This is a genomic window from Chitinophagales bacterium (genome assembly GCA_041392475.1).
Taxonomy (GTDB): Bacteria; Bacteroidota; Bacteroidia; order Chitinophagales; family UBA2359; genus JAUHXA01.
Genome location: JAWKLZ010000002.1, coordinates 1,950,732 through 1,970,746 on the forward strand (window position 1 = coordinate 1,950,732; position 20,015 = coordinate 1,970,746).

General features: G+C 42.5%; 10 protein-coding genes. 5 read left to right on the forward strand and 5 right to left on the reverse strand.

What is annotated here, in order from left to right; translation table 11 throughout:
• Positions 1–238: 238 nt before the first annotated feature.
• Positions 239–4,870, forward strand: a complete 4,632-nt coding sequence (locus R3E32_21195) for a GEVED domain-containing protein (GenBank protein MEZ4887262.1) — start codon at positions 239–241, stop codon at positions 4,868–4,870.
• A gap of 2,982 nt (positions 4,871–7,852) precedes the next feature.
• On the opposite strand, the gene R3E32_21200 is transcribed toward R3E32_21195, so the two are convergent.
• Both R3E32_21200 and R3E32_21205 read right to left on the reverse strand, forming a co-directional pair.
• The gene (locus R3E32_21200; protein MEZ4887263.1) at positions 7,853–8,713 is read right to left on the reverse strand and encodes a tetratricopeptide repeat protein; all 861 of its coding nucleotides are present in this window, start codon (positions 8,711–8,713) and stop codon (positions 7,853–7,855) included.
• Positions 8,665–11,706: a tetratricopeptide repeat protein gene (locus tag R3E32_21205; GenBank protein MEZ4887264.1), complete on the reverse strand. Its 3,042-nt coding sequence runs from the start codon at positions 11,704–11,706 to the stop codon at positions 8,665–8,667. Before R3E32_21205 ends, R3E32_21200 begins: the two co-directional genes overlap by 49 nt.
• A 224-nt stretch (positions 11,707–11,930) precedes the next feature.
• Between R3E32_21205 and R3E32_21210 the strand changes: the two genes are divergently transcribed.
• Entirely contained in the window at positions 11,931–12,458 is a 528-nt protein-coding gene (locus tag R3E32_21210) for a hypothetical protein (GenBank protein MEZ4887265.1), read from the forward strand.
• 41 nt (positions 12,459–12,499) lie between these two features.
• Positions 12,500–13,840 carry a vanadium-dependent haloperoxidase gene (locus R3E32_21215; GenBank protein ID MEZ4887266.1) on the forward strand — a complete coding sequence of 447 codons (1,341 nt, stop codon included), beginning with the start codon at positions 12,500–12,502 and terminating at the stop codon, positions 13,838–13,840.
• Positions 13,841–14,164: 324 nt separating this feature from the next.
• On the opposite strand, the gene R3E32_21220 is transcribed toward R3E32_21215, so the two are convergent.
• Entirely contained in the window at positions 14,165–15,433 is a 1,269-nt protein-coding gene (locus tag R3E32_21220; protein ID MEZ4887267.1) for a replication-associated recombination protein A, read from the reverse strand.
• A gap of 15 nt (positions 15,434–15,448) precedes the next feature.
• Complete coding sequence (locus R3E32_21225; GenBank protein MEZ4887268.1) at positions 15,449–16,477, reverse strand: hypothetical protein; 1,029 nt, start codon at positions 16,475–16,477, stop codon at positions 15,449–15,451.
• Between the two features lie 153 nt (positions 16,478–16,630).
• Here R3E32_21225 and R3E32_21230 point away from each other — a divergent pair, with 153 nt between their 5' ends.
• Together R3E32_21230 and R3E32_21235 are read left to right on the forward strand one after the other, a co-directional pair.
• Positions 16,631–18,079 carry a hypothetical protein gene (locus tag R3E32_21230; protein MEZ4887269.1) on the forward strand — a complete coding sequence of 483 codons (1,449 nt, stop codon included), beginning with the start codon at positions 16,631–16,633 and terminating at the stop codon, positions 18,077–18,079.
• 217 nt (positions 18,080–18,296) lie between these two features.
• Positions 18,297–19,451, forward strand: a complete 1,155-nt coding sequence (locus R3E32_21235) for a hypothetical protein (protein MEZ4887270.1) — start codon at positions 18,297–18,299, stop codon at positions 19,449–19,451.
• Between the two features lie 353 nt (positions 19,452–19,804).
• On the opposite strand, the gene R3E32_21240 is transcribed toward R3E32_21235, so the two are convergent.
• The gene (locus tag R3E32_21240) at positions 19,805–19,942 is read right to left on the reverse strand and encodes a hypothetical protein (GenBank protein MEZ4887271.1); all 138 of its coding nucleotides are present in this window, start codon (positions 19,940–19,942) and stop codon (positions 19,805–19,807) included.
• Positions 19,943–20,015 lie beyond the last annotated feature (73 nt).

The window sequence follows — 20,015 nt, forward strand, 5'->3', positions numbered from 1 at the left end:
CAATGTCCTTATTTGTCACCCATCCATCAAGTATCAAAGATTATTACTACATCGTACAACGAACACTTTTACATTCCCTATTTTCGTAGCTGATTTTTATTGTTTACAGCCTCGAACAAGAAAAAATAATGAAAAAGAAGCTTGTATTGCGTGAAAAAAAAAATCCACGTAAAATGTGCTTCCTTTCTATTAACCTTCATGTTCAAAGCTCAATACAAAAACACAAATCCGTTCCATCATGCAGCAAAAAACGCTACTCACCCTCTCCCTTACAGTCCTAATCTTCCTTTTCATCAACTCCGACACCTTCAAAAAAAACTACAATTCAATCACTTCAAGTGACTCCGCAACAATGCCCAAACCCACCGAAATCGTCCAAAAAGACAAAGACGACAAATCCTTCAAAAAGCGAAGAAAACAGTGGGAAGAAGACCGAAACAAAACCGCAGAAGGTGACAATTGGCGGGAAATAGATGCCCAATACCGACAAAAAAAACACGCCCGCATTGAAGCCCAACGCCAACGATTATGGCAGCAAGGTTTATTGAAAACCAATGGTTTTGAAGAAGTTGCCAATGGACATTTAACAGGCGAATGGCGAGAACGGGGCAGCAAAAACCAAGCAGGGCGTTTGCATACTTGCGACATAGATTTTGACAACAACCTCATTTATGCCGCATCTTCAGGTGGAATCCTTTGGCGGGGAAACATGGACGGCACCGATTGGACGAGTCTCAACGACTACCGTTCCTTTTACATTCATTCCGTTCGAGTCGTTTATACGGACGGCAACATGGGGTGCAGCCCGACTTGGGAACTCTACCAACTTTGCGCTGCCAATGGCGGAACCTACAATCCCGAAACCAAACAATGCGAAGGATGTGTAGCTTTTGAAACGGCAGAAGAAGCACAAGGGCCTTGTGGAGAGGGTCAAGTGATGGACTGTGCAGGAAATTGTATTCCCGTTGACCAATTCAATAACTGGATTGGGGATGGTTACTGCGATGATGGTACGTATGGGGCAGTATTTACTTGCGACCAATTCGACAACGATGGAGAGGATTGCGGAACACCAAGTTCGGGTTGCAGTGCTGCATGGTTGAAGTACCAACTTTGCCTTGCAGCAGGGGGCGAATACAACATTGGAGGAGGTACTTGCAGCGTTCCCATTGCAGCTTGTGGCGCATTTTCCAATAGTCAACAGGCTCAAGGTGCTTGCCCGAATGGTCAAATCATGGACTGCGATGGCAACTGTTTTGATTCCGAATTTTTTGGTGCAATCAGCAATGGCGAATGTCAAGACGGAAACCAAACGCCCAACTTCAAATGTGTTCAGTACCAAAATGATGGCGAGGATTGTGGTTTGGTCAAACGAATCATAGTGGCTGGAAATGGCGTTTTATACACCGACAATGAAGGCGCAACATGGAACACTTCGGCAGGTTTGATGGGTACAGTAGATAGGATGGTGACTGCAAATGATGCCAACGAAACCATCTACGTATTGACCACAAGCGGCGGACTCAAACACCTCTACCGTTCTACCAATCAAGGCGCAAACTTCCATTTTCTCTACACTTTTCCGACCAACAACGGTGATATATGGGCTTCTCGCTATGGTTCGGGTGACTTGTATGCAGTCAATGGCGAGGAAACCTACCGCTTGATTGCAGGAACAGATACGCCCGTTGTAGTCGGTTCGGTCAATCCTTCGAGTACGGGCTACACGCTTTTGGTGGGTGGCGAAAGCGAAGATGGCGTTTTTCTATACAGCTACATTGATGGCAAAATTTATGCTTCAAAAAACGGCGGCTCGACTTGGAGCTTCAAAAGTGATGCTCCCGAAAATCCCTTTGGAAGAAACAGTTTGGGCTGCTCGACCTCCAATCCCAACCGAGTCTATATCGGTGGCGTAAACGCTTTTCGCAGCTACAATAGTGGAGCGTTTTGGTCGCAGGTAAATGTTTGGAGTGAATACTACGGCGACCCACAAGGAAAACTACATGCCGACATTGACGGCATAGACACCTTCAAAGACACTGACGGTAGCGACTTTGTGATGGTGTCGACAGATGGTGGTTTGTACCGTTCTGACAACGATTTATTGACCGTCGACAACCGTACTTTGAGTGGTATAGGCGTTGGTCAATACTATTCGGTTTACACCTGCAAATTTGACCCAAAAGTAATTTACATCGGTAGTCAAGATCAAGGTTTTCAGCGTACACGCTTGGATTTCACTGGCGAAGGATTGGTGGATTTTGAGCAAACGATTAGTGGTGATTATGGCAACATTACCTCATTGGACGAAGGCGCAAGTTTTTGGACGGTGTATCCAGGCTTTGCGATGTATTATCCCGATGCCATCAACAGCAATTCAAACCGTTCATGGGATTTTGCGAATGATGGAGATGGTTTTCAGTGGATGTCGCCTTTGATGGCTGACCCCAATGGTGCAGACAAGGTGTTCATTGGAGGAAGTGGCGCAAGTAGTGGGCAACACTTGTGGCATTTGAACACCAATGGTGGAACCGCAATGATTCCAACCGAATTGCCTTTCGATTTTAGCAGCAGCGGTTCGATTACCGCTTTGGAATACGATTCTGAAATGTCTGAAATTCGCTATGTGATGACCAACAATGGCGACCTTTTCCGCACCAACAACAGCGGCAATAGTTGGATGATGGTGTGGGATGGTCCCAATTCGATGCGTGGAAACGACATCATTCCTTCAAAGCTCAATGCTGGTACGGTTTACATTGCAGGGAGCGGCTACTCCAATGCTGGGGTAATGGTCAGCACCGACTATGGCGACACTTTTGAGCCGATGATTGAAGGTTTGCCTTCTACCAATGTCAATCAACTGGCTTTGACTCCTGACGAAGATTTGCTCTTTGCAGCGACCAATGTGGGGGCGTTTGTGTATGTGTTTGCAGATGCACAATGGTATGACATTGGAGGCATCAGCGCACCTGATCAAGATTACCGAACGGTGGATTTTGTGCCAGCGACAGGAACGGTTCGTTTTGCGACTTATGGGCGTGGAATTTGGGATTTTGCTTTGGCGTGTTATGCCGCACCGACCCAATTGAGTACGCTTTCGGTCAGCACCCATGCCGCCACATTGCAGTGGAAAAACACCATTGGCGCAAATGCCTATCAGGTGGATTACCGACCTCTTGGCGGCAATGAATGGACGACACTTTTTACAGCCGACAATACGCTTACCCTCGAAAATCTGGAAGGCGGAACAGAATACGAATTTACCGTCAAGGCAACTTGTGGCTCCAACAATACAATGACTTCTGAAACAGGTACTTTTACGACCTATTGTGCTGCAATGGCAAGCAATACGGAGTTTGGTTGGATTGACCAAATTCGCCTCAATGAACTCGACAACCTAAGCGGCAACGATGGTGGATATGGCGAATATTTGACCCAAAACACCCTTCTTTTGGTCGGTATTCCCTACCAATTGCAGTTGATTCCTGCCTTCCCAACTTTTGCCGCTTCGCAATACTGGAAGGTGTGGGCGGACTGGAATGGGGATGGCGATTTTGATGAAGAAAGTGAATTGTTGTTTGCCAGCGAAAATGCATCTGAGGAGGCATTGACGGTAGATTTGCAGCTTTCGCAGGAAATAAGTGAAGGGACGGTAGTTTTGCGGATTGCGATGCAGTTCGATGAACCGATTGCAGATGCTTGCAGTGCTTTTACTTATGGCGAAGTAGAGGATTATACGCTTACTATCAAAAAATACTGTACAGCTACGGGCAGCAATACGTCTTGGGAATGGATTGCAGGGGTAGCAATTGGTGATTATCTGCATGAAAGCGAAGCAGATAATGGTTTTGGAGATTACAGTGATGAAATCATTGAATTGACGGCTGGTGAAAGTTATCCTTTGATGCTCACGCCTGGGTTTAGCAATGGGGCGTATGAGGAATATTGGCGGATGTGGATTGACTTCAATGCGAATGGGGAGTTTGAGGAAACGGAATTGGTTTTTGATGCGGGGGATGTGAGTACGGAGGCAGTCAATGGTGAAATCACCATACCTGAATCGGTGACAAATACTTATACAAAAATGCGGATTGCTATGAGGTATGGAGGTGCTGCGACTGCTTGCCAAATTTTTGGTGATGGGGAAGTGGAGGAATACACGGTTCGTTTGCGTTCGACAGAGGCTCGACTGCAATTGAAGGTCATGCTCGAAGGTGTTTACGATGCTGAAACGGGCGGTATGTCCACCGATTTGCGGCAAAAAAACCTCGTTCCTCTTGCTCAACCCTTCAACCGTATGCCGTGGAACTATGCGGGTATGGAGGTCTTGGTGAACGCTGATTTGCTGCCCGAAAATGTGGTGGATTGGGTTTTGGTGGAGATTCGTGATGCCAACGATGCATCGTCAATCCTCGAACAAAAAGCAGCTCTCCTCCTACAAGATGGCAGTATTGCCGATCCTCGTGACCCGATGGATATGAATGGTTTGCGCTTTGACTCCAAATTGGAAGATATATCTGCTGTTTTTGTGTCTATCAAAACCCGAAACCACCTTGCTGTCCTTTCTGCTCAAACGGTCACGCTGCCTACTACCGCACCTTTTGACTTGACGAATCCGAACAATGTGAGTGGCGGTGCTTCGCAATTGGCAGAATTGGAGAATGGGCAATTTGCTTTATTGTCGGGTGACTTCAATAGCGATGGTATCGTGTCGGTCGAGGACTTCAATTTTTTCCACGCTCAATTGGCTTTACTGAATTTTTATGTGGATGGGGATTGTAATTTGGACGGGATGGTGAATGTTCGGGATTATAATTTGTATCGGGGTCATTCGAGTGTGATTGGAGTGGAGGAGATACGGTATTAACAAAACTTTGCCAACAGTTGAAGTGGGAATTGAACACAGAGGCACTGAGACACAGAGGACTTTAGTGCTTGTATGACGCAAAAATTGAACGCAGAGGTGGAGAGACGGAGAGATTTTTTTGGATAGCGTAAACCTTGCCAACAGTTGAAAACTTTGCCAACAATTGAAGTGGGAATTGAACACAGAGGCACTGAGACACAGAGGACTTTAGTGCTTGTATGACGCAAAAATTGAACGCAGAGGTGGAGAGATGGAGAGATTTTTTCTTTTTTGATTTGTCATTCCGAAGGAATCTTGTTGAAGGGAATCAAAAGTGTGAAAATGAGTAACGAGATGCTTACAGCATGACAACTAAGGGTATGTAAATTTTGGCAACAGTTGAAGTGGGAATTGAACACAGAGGCACTGAGACACAGAGGACTTTAGTGCTTGTATGACGCAAAAATTGAACGCAGAGGTGGTGAGACGGTGAGATTTTTCTTTGGATAGCGTAAACCTTGCCAACAGTTGAAAACTTTGCCAACAATTGAAGTGGGAATTGAACACAGAGGCACTGAGACACAGAGGACTTTAGTGCTTGTATGACGCAAAAATTGAACGCAGAGGTGGAGAGATGGAGAGATTTTTTCTTTTTTGATTTGTCATTCCGAAGGAATCTTGTTGAAGGGAATCAAAAGTGTGAAAATGAGTAACGGGATGCTTACAGCATGACAACTAAGGGTATGTAAATTTTGGCAACAGTTGAAGTGGGAATTGAACACAGAGGCACTGAGACACAGAGGACTTTAGTGCTTGTATGACGCAAAAATTGAACGCAGAGGTGGTGAGATAGAGAGATTTTTTCTTTTTTGATTTGTCATTCCGAAGGAATCTTGTTGAAGGGAATCAAAAGTGTGAAAATGAGTAACGGGATGCTTACAGCATGACAACTAAGGGTATGTAAACTTTGCCAACAATTTCTAATTTTGGCAACAATTGAAGTGGGAATTGAACACAGAGGCACTGAGACACAGAGGACTTTAGTGCTTGTATGACGCAAAAATTGAACGCAGAGGTGGAGAGACGGAGAGATTTTTCTTTGGATAGCGTAAACCTTGCCAACAGTTGAAAACTTTGCCAACAATTGAAGTGGGAATTGAACACAGAGGCACTGAGACACAGAGGACTTTAGTGCTTGTATGACGCAAAAATTGAACGCAGAGGTGGAGAGACGGAGAGATTTTTCTTTGGATAGCGTAAACCTTGCCAACAGTTGAAAACTTTGCCAACAATTGAAGTGGGAATTGAACACAGAGGCACTGAGACACAGAGGACTTTAGTGCTTGTATGACGCAAAAATTGAACGCAGAGGTGGAGAGACGGAGAGATTTTTTCTTTTTTGATTTGTCATTCCGAAGGAATCTTGTTGAAGGGAATCAAAAGTGTGAAAATGAGTAACGGGATGCTCACAGCATGACAACTAAGGGTATGTAAACTTTGCCAACAATTGAAGTGGGAATTGAACACAGAGGCACTGAGACACAGAGGATTTTAGTGCTTGTATGACGCAAAAATTGAACGCAGAGGTGGAGAGACGGAGAGATTTTTTCTTTTTTGATTTGTCATTCCGAAGGAATCTTGTTGAAGGGAATCAAAAGTGTGAAAATGAGTAACGAGATGCTTACAGCATGACAACTAAGGGTATGTAAACTTTGCCAACAATTTCTAATTTTGGCAACAGTTGAAGTGGGAATTGAACACAGAGGCACTGAGACACAGAGGACTTTAGTGCTTGTATGACGCAAAAATTGAACGCAGAGGTGGAGAGACGGAGAGATTTTTCTTTGGATAGCGTAAACCTTGCCAACAGTTGAAAACTTTGCCAACAATTGAAGCGGGAATTGAACACAGAGGCACTGAGACACAGAGGACTTTAGTGCTTGTATGACGCAAAAATTGAACGCAGAGGTGGAGAGATGGAGAGATTTTTTCTTTTTTGATTTGTCATTCCGAAGGAATCTTGTTGAAGGGAATCAAAAGTGTGAAAATGAGTAACGGGATGCTTACAGCATGACAACTAAGGGTATGTAAATTTTGGCAACAGTTGAAGTGGGAATTGAACACAGAGGCACTGAGACACAGAGGACTTTAGTGCTTGTATGACGCAAAAATTGAACGCAGAGGTGGAGAGATGAAGAGATTTTTTTTTTTTGATTTGTCATTCCGAAGGAATCTTGTTGAAGGGAATCAAAAGTGTGAAAATGAGTAACGGGATGCTTACAGCATGACAACTAAGGGTATGTAAACTTTGCCAACAATTTCTAATTTTGGCAACAATTGAAGTGGGAATTGAACACAGAGGCACTGAGACACAGAGGACTTTAGTGCTTGTATGACGCAAAAATTGAACGCAGAGGTGGAGAGACGGTGAGATTTTTCTTTGGATAGCGTAAACCTTGCCAACAGTTGAAAACTTTGCCAACAATTGAAGTGGGAATTGAACACAGAGGCACTGAGACACAGAGGACTTTAGTGCTTGTATGACGCAAAAATTGAACGCAGAGGTGGAAAGACGGAGAGATTTTTTCTTTTTTGATTTGTCATTCCGAAGGAATCTTGTTGAAGGGAATCAAAAGTGTGAAAATGAGTAACGGGATGCTCACAGCATGACAACTAAGGGTATGTAAACTTTGCCAACAATTGAAGTGGGAATTGAACACAGAGGCACTGAGACACAGAGGACTTTAGTGCTTGTATGACGCAAAAATTGAACGCAGAGGTGGAGAGACGGTGAGATTTTTCTTTGGATAGCGTAAACCTTGCCAACAGTTGAAAACTTTGGCAACGGTTGAAGCAACAAGTCGTTCAACTGTTGACGAAGTTTGCAAAGCCGTTAAAGTTTCTCTTGGCTTTGGTTTGAACATAACCTATTCCAAAAACTCACAAACAAAAAAAAAACCTCGTACAACCCAAACAAAACCAAGCAAAAAAGTTCCTTTCCATCTAGCCGTTCTTGTTCAAACTCTCTTCAATCCCTTTTTGCCAACTCAAAGCCACATCCAAATGTGGATGCCCCTCTGGAAAACGCTCCTGCAAAATCGCCACCGATTGGTCAATAAACCGCTTCGCCTCCAAAAAATTCTGCAACTCATAATAAGTACCTGCAATGTTCAGATAAGAAACCGCCAAACTCGGATGCTTGTGGTCTAAGATTTCTTCTCGAATAGCGATGGATTTTAGCTGAAACTCGAGGGCTTTTCTCGCATCCCCTAAGTCGCTATAGGTGAGGGCAATATTTCCGTAAGAGGTGGCTAAATCAGGATGCTTGTGGTCTAAGATTTCTTCTCGAATAGCGATGGATTTTAGCTGAAACTCGAGGGCTTTTCTCGCATCCCCTAAGTCGCTATAGGTGAGGGCAATATTGTTGTAAGAGGTGGCTAAAGAAGGATGCTTGTGGTCTAAGATTTCTTCGAGAATAGCGATGGATTTTAGCTGAAACTCGAGGGCTTTTCTCGCATCCCCTAAGTCGCTATAGGTGAGGGCAATATTGTTGTAAGAGGTGGCTAAAGAAGGATGCTTGTGGTCTAAGATTTCTTCTCGAATAGCGATGGATTTTAGCTGAAACTCGAGGGCTTTTCTCGCATCCCCTAAGTCGCTATAGGTGAGGGCAATATTGTTGTAAGAGGTGGCTAAAGAAGGATGCTTGTGGTCTAAGATTTCTTCTTCTATAGCGATGGATTTTAGCTGAAACTCGAGGGCTTTGCTCGCATCCCCTAAGTCGCTATAGGTGAGGGCAATATTTCCGTAAGAGGTGGCTAAAGAGGATGCTTGTGGTCTAAGATTTCTTCTCGAATAGCGATGGATTTTAGCTGAAACTCGAGGGCTTTGCTCGCATCCCCTAAGGAGCGATAGGTGAGGGCAATATTTCCGTAAGAGGTGGCTAAATCAGGATGCTTGTGGTCTAAGATTTCTTCGAAAATAGCGATGGATTTTAGCTGAAACTCGAGGGCTTTTCTCGCATCCCCTAAGGAGCTATAGGTGAGGGCAATATTTCCGTAAGAGGTGGCTAAATCAGGATGCTTGTGGTCTAAGATTTCTTCTCGAATAGCGATGGATTTTAGCTGAAACTCGAGGGCTTTTCTCGCATCCCCTAAGTCGCTATAGGTGAGGGCAATATTGTTGTAAGAGGTGGCTAAATAAGGATGCTTGTGGTCTAAGATTTCTTCTTCTATAGCGATGGATTTTAGCTGAAACTCGAGGGCTTTGCTCGCATCCCCTAAGTCGCTATAGGTGAGGGCAATATTGTTGTAAGAGGTGGCTAAAGAAGGATGCTTGTGGTCTAAGATTTCTTCTCGAATAGCGATGGATTTTAGCTGAAACTCGAGGGCTTTTCTCGCATCCCCTAAGTCGCTATAGGTGAGGGCAATATTGTTGTAAGAGGTGGCTAAAGAAGGATGCTTGTGGTCTAAGATTTCTTCGAGAATAGCGATGTCTTTTAGCTGAAACTCGAGGGCTTTGCTCGCATCCCCTAAGTCGCTATAGGTGAGGGCAATATTTCCGTAAGAGGTGGCTAAATCAGGATGCTTGTGGTCTAAGATTTCTTCGAGAATAGCGATGGATTTTAGCTGAAAATCGAGGGCTTTTCTCGCATCCCCTAAGGAACGATGGATGTTTGCAGCATTTCCATACAGTGCAGCGATGTCTTGTGTTTGGGCATTTTGCAGCCTTTCCAAGAGCGTATCGGTATAGACCAAATAGGGTGCTTTTTTTAGGGAATTGTCGCCTGCATAGACCCTCAGTTTCCATGCTAACCCTTCCACCAAGACCCCACAATTCTCCCCATTTGGCTCCATTTTTTCTCGTATCACCTCCTGCACGACTTGGTGCATTTTGTATTCATTGCTTTCCTCTTCAAATTCCAGCCAACCTTTTTCGACCAATTCGCCTAAGGTTTCATCAAATTCATCTTCCGTAACATCCCCCTTGCCCCCTTCAAAGGGGGAATCCTTAATTTGCAGAAAATCAGCCATCAAACTGTATTCAATCGGAATCGCTGGCAAAACCGCAAATTGCAGCAACAGCCACTGAGCGTAGTCGTCCAAAGGATGGATTTCAAACATGGCGGCAATGATTTCTTCGTATTTCTTTTGTTGGTGTTGGGCATAATCGGAGCGAATTTTTCTGCTTTTGTCGGGCTTCAATAGACCTTTGGCTTGCAGGTTGTCGTAGAGGTTTTGCAGTTCGTAGCCTTTGCCTCGGAGTTGTTGAAGGTTTTTGGCGAGCAGTTCGATGCTGAGGGTGTGTCGCCCGATGTATTGCAGCAGTTTTTCGAGCAGCGGTGTTTGGTTTTTTGCCGCAGGATAGTAGTCACAAAACAGTTCTTTGGCTTTGGTGAGCGACAAGACACCGATGGCGTGTTGTGTGAACTGTGGAAGATTGCTTCGAGAAGTCAGCAGTACGCTCGTTTGGGAAAAGGGGAAGGATTGTTGCGCCAAGTCGTCGGCATCGTTGGCATTGTCGATGACCAAGAGTTTTGTGCCTTGTAGGTTGGCTAATTTTCGCCACACTTCTCTGAATCTCGTTTCGGTCGTTTGTCCTTCGCCGACTTCAATGCCCAGACTTGTTTCTATGCCGCTGTCCAATACGGCGGATTGAATGTCGGAAACGACAGTGAACCACGCCATGTAATCGTAGTCGGTTTGATGTTCTCGCCAATAGGCTTGTGCCAAGGTCGTTTTGCCGATGCCGCCAATGCCATTCACCAAGACCACATTGCCGCTGTTTTGCAGCTTTTGGCGGATGTCTTTGAGGTCTTTTTCTCGCCCCAAGAAATTTTTGGGAGGCGTAGAGGGTGGAGCGGTGAGGAATTTGTTGGAGACAATGCCTTTGAGTTCTTGCTTGAATATTTGGCGGGTTATGTCGTGTTCATCGGTGACGGTTTTTCGGGTTTGTCGGTGTGCTGCTTCAATGCTTTCGGTCAGTTGTTCTTTCAGAAAAACAATAGCCGCTTGACGGTTTTGTTCGAGTTCGCTGAGGTGACTGTCGAGGGTGTTCAGTAGGGCAGTTTGAAAGTTTTGCTGTTCGGCAGTGTGTTCTTCAAATGCCTGTTTGATTTTGAAGGCTTCGTAGCCCAATGCCCCTCTGATGCTTTCCTCCAAATCCTCCAATTTGCTCAAACTTTCCAACACATCTCGCATCCACAAACGCTGAAAAGCAATCCATGCCTGTGGATTGTTTTTGAGTTCTTCGCCAAAATACAATTGCAGGGAATTGCCAAAGTTGGCTTTGAAGTAGTCGGGAAATACCTTTCCATGCCCCTTCAAGGTTTCGGTCGTCAATTCGTTTTCAGCGAAAGCGGTCAGCGCATCGGATTGTTTTTCGGCAAAAGCTTGTAGGTCAGATTCGGTGATGTTTTCGGCTATCATGCTTTGCAGCATTTGGTCTTGTACCTGCTGTTGAAGTGCTTTTATTTTCCTTTCGACTGCCTGTAGGTGCATTTTATGTTGGGAAGGAAATGGTTGATTGTGTGATTCATAAATTTGCTCCAAATTGTCGGCATAGTTGGCGTAGAGTGCGCCCAAAGTAGCGCTGACGGCATCTCGATAGGCTTTGAGGAGGTGGTGATTGGTGATGTCGGTGCCTTTGGGTTGCTGAAAAAAGTAGTTGCGGATTTGGTCAAATTCGACTTTGTTGTAGTGTTCGGCTGCAATATTTCCAGCGATTCCTCCTGCGGTTTTTATTGCAGCGGTCAGAATGGGAGGAGAGAGCAGGTTTTCTGCCATTGCGGCTGCAAAGGTTGCTGCCGAGTAGGTGAGAAGTTTTATTGAATTGGAGTTTGAAGTGTTTTTTGTGGGCATTGGCGGTTGGAGATTTGATTTTTATGGAATGACCTTTTTTGTTATTTACAAGGAAGGTAAGGATTTAGTTCCGAAAATACTTCTTATTTTCCGAAATATCATGACTGCAAACTTAACTTGAAGTAAGAAGCCAAACCACCTTCTACCAAATTCCTTATCTTTGCCGCTGCCAATACTTCAACACCACAAAACGTTTTAGAAGTAAGAACACAAAATAACCATAGATGAATTGCACAAAATATTTTACCATCTTCCTCTTATTCATTGCAATAAGCATTGTTTGCAGTTGCGACATCACACCCGATTGTACAACAGAGGACGATTTAGCTGAATTTGAAACATTGCAGGGAATGGCAGATGCGGCTATTTACGACAGTATTTTTCTATTACCGCATACATTGGATACATCCGTAATGGTCAATCAAACCTATAGAATTGATGATGCCTATACTTATGACGCTCTTTTGCCGACTGCCAATTGCCCCGATTGCCGATTGCCGTCTATCAATTTTGATACACACACTTTGATTGGTCTGTATTTGACCGAACCCTGTTTGGCGATTTATGTGCGTAAATTGGTGAAAATAGATGAAAAAAATTACCGTTATTTGGTGAAAATTGTCCAAGACAACCGATGTATAACGGCTTCTTGCTTCAATTTTTCCTTCAATTTCATCACCGTTCCCAAACTACCTGCTGATGCCACAGTGACCTATGAGGTAGGACATATTACAACAGAGTGTGATTGTTGATGATGGGTTTTTATTTGAAATCCGACTTAAAAAAGAACAAAATGAGTTTTAAAAATTATTCAATCCTTTCGCTACTAATCGTTTGTTTGTTAGGCATTACTGCTTGTCAAGAAAGCAGGAATACCGACTACAAAGTGGAGGCAAACAATCCGATACACTACCACAATGCGGTGAAAAAATTGACCGATGTGATTGTCCACGATATTTTTTCACCTCCCGTAGCAAGCCGTATTTATGCCTATCCCAACATTGCAGCTTACCAAGTGCTTCGACAAGAACATCCTGAATACAAGAGTCTTGCAGGACAATTGAATGAATTGGAGGAAGGGCCACAACCCGAAAAAGATGTGGATTATTGTTATCCTTTGGCAGCTATTCACGCTTTTTTAACCGTTGGAAAAGCCATGATCTTTTCGGAAGATAAAATTGAAGCTCATGAAGCAGCCGTTTATCAAACTTACAAAGACATGGGCATTCCTCAATCTGTTTATGAGCGTTCTATAAACTATGGAGATGCCGTTGCCAAACACATTTTGGCTTGGTCAGATGGTGACAACTACAAGCAAACGAGGACTTTTTCTAAATACAGCATCACCGAGGATGCGGACAAATGGAAACCTACTCCACCTGCTTATATGGACGGTATTGAACCTCATTGGAAGGAAATTCGTCCTTTTGTGATAGATTCAGCGCAGCAATTCATACCGATGCCTCCTCCAAAATTTGATATGACCGAAGGCAGCGATTTTTACAAAGAAACCATGAATGTCTATGAAACGGTCAAAAATATTACTGATGATCAAAAAAGCATTGCCAGTTTTTGGGACTGCAATCCCTATGTTTCGCACCAAACGGGCCATGTGATGTATGCCACTAAAAAAATCACGCCAGGAGGTCATTGGATGGGCATTACTGCTATTGCAACCCAACAAGACAGCGCAGACATCATGCGAACGAGCCAAATCTATACATCTGTTGCGGTGACACTTGCCGATGCCTTTATCAGTTGTTGGGATGAAAAATACCGCAGCAATTTGATTCGCCCCGAAACGGTTATCAATGAGTACATTGACGAAAGTTGGTTGCCCGTTTTACAGACTCCTCCATTTCCCGAACATACGAGTGGACACAGTGTGATTTCGACTGCTGCTGCCACAATGTTGACACATTTGATGGGTGATAACTTTGTTTTTTTGGATACGACCGAAGTAGCGTATGGACTTCCACCTCGCTCCTTCAATTCTTTTTTGGAGGCTTCAAGTGAGGCTGCTATTAGCCGATTGTATGGAGGAATTCACTACATGCCTGCGATTGAATATGGAGTAGCTCAGGGAAAGGAGGTAGGAAATTTTGTGGTGGAGAATTTGGTGACTGGTGATTAGTTGCTTGGTAAATGGTTATTAGTAATTGGTGACTTGTGATTAGTTGTTTGGTAAATGGGTAATGGGCAATTATTTGCTAATCAACTAATCACCATTGTCTGCTTCCCCAATCTTTGAAGACCTAAGATATTTAATATAGCCATTCAAAAACTTCAAACATTCTTCTTGCTGGATTTTTCCTTCCTTCAATAATTCAGAGGATATGTATTTTTCATCAAATGAAGTAATCTTTGTAAGCCACTGTTCTGTTTGTTTTTTTGATAATTTTTTAATCTAAAGACGGTTGCGTATTTGCCAATCAACCAGTTACCATTCCACCAGTCACTAATATCCATACTTCTTCCCCCACCATTCCCTCAACTGTTTCCGCATTTGCTGCTCACGGGCATTGTTGCCAGGTTCATAAAATTTAGTGTCTTTGATGGCATCAGGTAAAAATTCTTGGGCAGCAAAATTGCCCTCATAATCATGTGAATATTGATAGTTTTTGCCATAGTTGAGTTCTTTCATCAGTTTGGTAGGAGCATTGCGAAGGGGAAGCGGAACGGGGAGATTACCTGTTTGTTTGGCTTTGGCTTGCGCTAGTTTGAGAGCCTTGTAGGAGGCATTGCTTTTGGCGGAAGTAGCGAGGTAAATGGCTGTTTGTGAGAGAATCAAGCCACATTCGGGATAACCAATCTTAGCCACCGCTTCAAAACACGCATTTGCCAATAGTAGCGCATTGGGGTTGGCATTGCCGATGTCTTCCGATGCCAAAATCAACAAACGACGGGCAATAAACTTTGGATCTTCGCCACCCTCCAACATTCTCGCCAACCAATAAACCGCCGCATTTGGGTCGCTGCCCCGCATGGACTTGATGAATGCCGAAATAATGTCGTAGTGTTGTTCCCCCCCCTTGTCGTACCGCAGCATTTGGTTGTGGGCAAAATGTTCGACAACTTGATTGGTAATCAACGCTTTGGGCGTTTGGATGCTCTGCAGTAAAAGTTCAAACAAGTTCAACAACCTTCGAGCATCACCTCCCGATAATTGCAGCAATGCCTCATATTCTTGCAGTTCGATTTCTCTTTTCTGCAATGTGCTGTCTGTTTCCATTGCCTGTTGCAAAATCTTCAGTAAGTCCTCTTTTCCCAATTCCTCCAATACATACACTTGACTGCGAGAGAGTAAAGCTGCAATGACTTCAAAGGATGGGTTTTCGGTCGTTGCGCCAATGAGGGTAATCGTGCCTTTTTCGACTGCACCCAAAAGTGAATCTTGTTGCGATTTGCTGAAACGGTGGATTTCGTCAATAAACAAAATCGCTCGCCCTCCCTTCAATCTCGCCTTAGCAATTACCTCACGCACCTGTTTCACTCCCGAACTAATGGCACTCAAGGTATAAAATGGCACATCCAAATAGTTGGCTATCAGCATCGCCATCGTAGTCTTACCCACACCTGGCGGTCCCCAAAATATCATGGAAGGACAATGACCACTCTCCAACACTTTGCGGAGAACTTTGTCTTTGCCGACCAAGTGTTCTTGTCCCACAAACTCGTCTAAAGTTTTGGGTCTCATGCGTTCTGCTAAAGGCTGAAATAGGGACATATGTTTTTTTGATGGTTAAATTTCATAATAATGATACACCAAAACTTCAAAATACCAATCTTTCATTTTTTGCTCTTCTTTACCCAGGTTCTGCAAATCAGTGTCAAAAATACTGTTCCAAACGACTGTTCTATGGCGTTCAAACCATTTTCGGAGCGAGTCGGGCGTACCTTTTGAAGCTATTTCTTCTAATTGGCACACAAAATTATACAAAATAACGTACAATTCTCCCCGTGGTAAATCGGTGTAGTCTTTTACAAAACAACTCAATACCTCTATCAGCAAATCATCCGAACAATTGGGATAATGTTGGCGTACAATGGCGGCGGTCAATAAATGCCGATATAAGATTTGTAGGCAAAACTCAAAGCGATTGCGTTTTTTGAACAACTTCAAAGCATTCTCCAATTGTTTCAAATGTTGCTGAAAAACAGGATTGTGTACCAATAAGGCCATGTCAAAACCTCTTTCAGGCGTGATTTCGGCATTGATTTCAACAGTAGTAGTTTTTCTGTTTTTACTTTTCATTGAGCGCAAACAATCAATTACCAGATTGCGGATGACCTTGTTCAAAAAAGTGCGTACAGAAGCTTCTCCATAATACTGTTCTTGCAGTTTTCCAGCATGTATTTTCTTCAAAAACTTCTCACTAACTTCCTGATTTACTTCTTTATAATCTATATTGCCGCTTGTAGTTGTGGCAGCTAAATAACTTATGAGTGGTTGATATTTTACCGCAAGATGCGTTGATTTTGATTGAAGTAATTGTTGGTCGAAACGGTTGTTGGTCGAGTCGCCTATTTCCTTCAAAGTCCGTTTGGTCAGCACCAAAAATAGGGTTAAAGGGTTGGCATCTTGTTTTTGGGTTGCCAATATTTTCCATTGAGGCAGAATATTTTCACTGATTATTTTGGTAAAAAGTTGTTCTTCGGTAGCAGAAAGTTGAAAATGTTTTTTTTGAGCAAATTGTCGCACCGCCTTCAATATCAGTGTATGAAGTTTGGAAGAAAGGGAATCGGTAGAGGTGCTGTCTTTTGAAAACATGGGTTAAAACTCGGTTGTAGTGTGAAGATAAAGATAACGAAAATAATTCAATCCATAAAGCATAAGAGATTTGTAACATAGCTTTGTTTTTCGGTATGGTTTGGGAACTAAAATTGCGAAAAACAAGTATTTTAGTTAACAACTTATTTTCAAATGCCTCTAAAGAAAGGATTTATAAGGCCATTTTTCCCGTTTACTGCAATCCCAAAGTACAAATTTTGGTTGGGGATTGTGATAGGAGCTTTACAGATAATTGTGATTTATTTTTTAGCGACTTACATTCGAGAAACACTTCGATGGGGTCTCAGCATAACGATAGGCGACCCGTGGTTATTTTCGGAAGAGGAGCGTCAATTCTACAATTTCTTTTTTGCGTTAATCAGCTTGGTTTGGGCGCAAAGCACCTGTGTATTTATTTGGTTTACAGGCACGAATCATTCTATCACAAAACATCGTTTTAGAAACCATAGAAGAGATATTCTGAATGATCATCAGGTAATTTTGTGGGCAGTTCTGCTGTTTCTTTTGAACAACGCAAGGCTATATGCCACCTATTTTGGTTACGACAACCACCATTATGTTTTTAGTTTTTATCCAGATTACCAACTACTTTTTATAGGTTTTGTCGTGGTGATTTTTTTGCATCAGTGGCTCACCATTCGCCGACAATTTCGATTTCCATTGAAGTATATTTTGGGTTTAGGCATTGGTTATGTCGCTATTGCAACTCTGCTTTCGATGGTCAATATGGCAGACCATCAAAAAATGGACACCACTCACAGGGATTACAAAAGGATTACCACTTATCAATTGGATTTGCCACAAGTTGATAGTTATCAACATCTTCGAAAACAAAACAAAGACCTTGATATTTTCTTACTCTATCCCAAATCGGATTCTTTGAAGCAAAATCAACCCCATATCTGGATTGAAGATAAGCAAACAAGTTTTGAAGATTTGGGAATGGAATTAGAGCTACAAAAACTCAAAGTTCACCCTGCTATGGCTTCCCGAATAACACACCGACTTTTCATTGACAAAGAAACCCCTTATTCTGTTGTCAAACAATTGAAGCAAAGACTTCGGGTTCAAGACTGCTTAAAGGTGGCTTATATGACTGCCGAAAAAGGATATAGAAAAAACAATATGGGTTTGCTGCTTTTGTTAAATCCTTTGTGTGAGGAGGAGTGGGAAAAAGGATCTGAAAAGGTAGTATTGAAAGATTCAACTCGTTTGTTACTAATTCCGCCACCACCTTGTTTACCTCAACCCAATAAGGATGAAGAAATCATTATCTTGCTCGAAATCAATGCTCAAAATCAATTATTTATTGGAGAACAAGAAGCGAATCTTGCTGCAATTTTCTCTATGTTACACTCTCTAATTTCAATTCACAAGGAAAAATTGGTGCTTATTTTGAGAGTGAATGAACGAGCGAAATATGACTATTATGTGCAGTTAATGGATATTATGTTGGGAGCATACAAACAGGTACGCAATGAAGATGCAATGACTCAGTTTGGAGAGACTTATGATGATTTATCTCCCGAACAAATGAGGGAAGTCAGATTGAAATACCCCTTGCATATACTTGAAAAATAACCGCCATACAGCATTTTATGTGTATATTTGGAAGTGGAAATTCTAATAAACAAATGGTTCTGTGACAATTTTTGTGGAAGCAATAAAGACTTCGGAAGTTTCATTTTATAAGAAGTTAATTTTTAGCGAAATAGTTTTTTGATTTTGTAAGCGGCAAACTTCCGAAGTCTCAAATCACAGATTTTGTCAAAGAACCAAACAAATTAGCACAACAACCATGAGCGAATACCAAGTTTATCAATTTCAATCCATTGACCGCCCCCTAACCGATAAAGAGCGAAAAAAAATCGGCTCTTGGTCAAGTAGAACCTCTCCAACAGCGACTTCTGCTACATTCACCTATTCCTATGGTGATTTTCCTAAAAGAGAGGAAGAAGCTGTAGCAGAATACTTTGATGCCTTCCTGTATTTTGCCAATTGGGGAACAAAACGCTTGATGTTTCGGATTCCCAAAAACCTATTGGACGAAAAATCCATTCGTACCTATCAAATTGATGCAAGTTCAAGTTATGATTGTCACTTTGCCATTTTTTCGACGAAAAAGTATTTCTTATTGGACTTCAATTGGTCAGATGATGAAGGCGGTGGAGGATGGTTTGAACCAGACGACTACCAATTAGGAGATATGATTGCCCTCCGAAACGACATCATTCAAGGAGATTATCGAAGTTTGTATCTGTTTTGGTTGAAGTTGGCAGCTTCAAAAGAGGAAATTGGAAGCGAGTACTATGATGAGGACGAGGAGGCAGCAATCCCACCAATACCGCCCAATTTAAACAAACTAAGTGGTTCACTTACCGCTTTTACCGAATTTTTTGAAATAAACAAAGATTTGATAGCTGCTGCAAAACAGGCTAGTCAAGAGGTGAAAGCCCCTGAAATGGACTACGAAAAACTGGTCAAACAATTATCTGAAAAAGAACGCATTGACTTTTTGGTTCGATTGGCAAAAGGAGAAATTCGAGTGGATTTGCAACTTCAAAAACGCCTACAAGACCTATACAAATCTGCTACACAAACAACTTCAAAATCGAGTAAACAACTTTCGATTCAAGAGTTGAAGCAACAACAAGAAATTGAAAAGAAAAAGCGAAAGGAAGCAGAAATCAAAGCTGCAAAAGAAGCACACCGTCAAAAAATGCTCACCTTGGGTCGAGAGGTAAGGGCGCATTGGGGAACAGTGGCCTACAACCTCGACCGCAAAACGGGGAAGTCTTATGATTTAGCAACAGAAACCCTAAAAGACCTCCAAGATTTGGCAATCTTCCAAGACAAAGTCGAGGAGTTCAAAGAAAAAATGATGGAGATTCGGGAAGAATATGGTCGGTCAAAAGTTCTATTAGACAGATTTAGGAAAGCAGGTTTGTTTTAGTTTTAAAAAAAAAATTTGCAACTTCCAAAAAAATGGTTTAGTATTGCAGCTATTCTAATGAAATTCACGTTTTGTTAAAAAATCATCAACAAATGACCCATATTCTTACACATATCAACATCAGTTTTACTGCAATTTGCTGCTGTTGTTGTGCATTGAAGCATCGCTTTGGTGAGATATTGTTTATTTGTTGAGTCTTGGTAATCAGACACGAATAAAGCAAAAGCCTTTCCAAAGTACATTTGGAAAGGCTTTTTTTATTGTAGAAACTTAGACATCGGAAGTTTTCAAAACTTCCGATGTCCCCAGAGGAAAAAATCAAAATGATTAATAATTTTTCAATATATCATGCTTTACATCTTGGCTTCAATAGCTGTTGCTGCTGTTGCTGTACTTGTAGTTTTCACTACCGAGATGGCTAAGGTTTGCAATACATAAAATAACATAGGCAATACCCACAAGCACAAAGCCCCTCCGTAGTAGAACACCACATACAACGGAGGGGCTTTTTTTATTTTCAGAAATCTCAAATTCAAATTACAACCTCAAAACCAACACAAGCAA

Bases quoted from the DNA above. Each gene is read 5' to 3' on its own strand.
- R3E32_21220 (MEZ4887267.1), bottom strand. From the start codon at position 15,433: ATGTCCCTATTTCAGCCTTTAGCAGAACGCATGAGACCCAAAACTTTA.
- R3E32_21235 (MEZ4887270.1), top strand. From the start codon at position 18,297: ATGAGCGAATACCAAGTTTATCAATTTCAATCCATTGACCGCCCCCTA.
- R3E32_21210 (MEZ4887265.1), top strand. From the start codon at position 11,931: ATGAATTGCACAAAATATTTTACCATCTTCCTCTTATTCATTGCAATA.
- R3E32_21230 (MEZ4887269.1), top strand. From the start codon at position 16,631: ATGCCTCTAAAGAAAGGATTTATAAGGCCATTTTTCCCGTTTACTGCA.
- R3E32_21205 (MEZ4887264.1), bottom strand. From the start codon at position 11,706: ATGCCCACAAAAAACACTTCAAACTCCAATTCAATAAAACTTCTCACC.
- R3E32_21195 (MEZ4887262.1), top strand. From the start codon at position 239: ATGCAGCAAAAAACGCTACTCACCCTCTCCCTTACAGTCCTAATCTTC.
- R3E32_21225 (MEZ4887268.1), bottom strand. From the start codon at position 16,477: ATGTTTTCAAAAGACAGCACCTCTACCGATTCCCTTTCTTCCAAACTT.
- R3E32_21215 (MEZ4887266.1), top strand. From the start codon at position 12,500: ATGAGTTTTAAAAATTATTCAATCCTTTCGCTACTAATCGTTTGTTTG.